Source organism: Streptomyces doebereineriae (assembly GCF_031845645.1).
Classification (GTDB): Bacteria; Actinomycetota; Actinomycetes; order Streptomycetales; family Streptomycetaceae; genus Streptomyces; species Streptomyces canus.
This window is the reverse complement of sequence record NZ_JAVREZ010000080.1, coordinates 1-638: the sequence shown is the minus strand read 5'-3', so window position 1 is coordinate 638 and position 638 is coordinate 1. Positions and strand designations below refer to the sequence as shown.

Annotated in this window: 1 protein-coding gene; it reads right to left on the bottom strand. The window is 71.0% G+C overall.

Annotated features, from left to right (window positions below):
* Positions 1-418 (bottom strand): discoidin domain-containing protein (locus tag RNB18_RS50790; protein WP_311720901.1); only part of this gene is annotated, 418 nt, incomplete at its 3' end.
* Between the last annotated feature and the right edge of the window lie 220 nt (positions 419-638).

Genomic DNA, 638 nt, shown 5'->3' with positions numbered 1-638 from the left:
GCACCGGAGGCACCGAGACGGTGAGGGTCTCGGTGCCTCCGGTGCCGGTAGTGGTGGAGTGGAGCGTCGTCCACTGCCGCCCGTCGGCGGAGAGCTCGATCCGGTAGCCCCTGGCGTACGCGGCCTCCCAGGTGAGGACGACCTGTCCGACGGCGGTGCTCGTGCCCAGGTCGATACGTATCCACTGGTCGTCGGTGAACTCGCTCGACCAGCGGGTGCCGGGGTCGCCGTCCACGGCGTTGGCGGCGGCGAAGGGGCCTTCGGTGCTGGAGGCGGTGACCGGCTTCCCCCGGGAGACGAGGACGGGCGCGGCGACGGCCCGTTCCGGGGCGAGAGCCACCGAGAGGGTGAACAGGAGGGCCACCGCGGCCATGACGGCCAGGGCGCCTCGAAGCCGTGGTGTTCCACGGGCATGCATGCGGACTCCTTGCTCTGTAGCGGGGTCGGGCCGAGAGAGCGCTCCCCCGCAAGGGGGAGCGTGGCGGGAGCCGCACCAGCCGTCAAGAGGGTGCGGACCGATCGGCGAACCGGCCCCACACGAACCCGACCGGACCCTCAGTCCTGAAGTTCCGTCAACTACCGCCGCGCCTTCAGGAGATGAAACATCGCGCAGCCCTGGAGGCCGATGAGGGCAATCC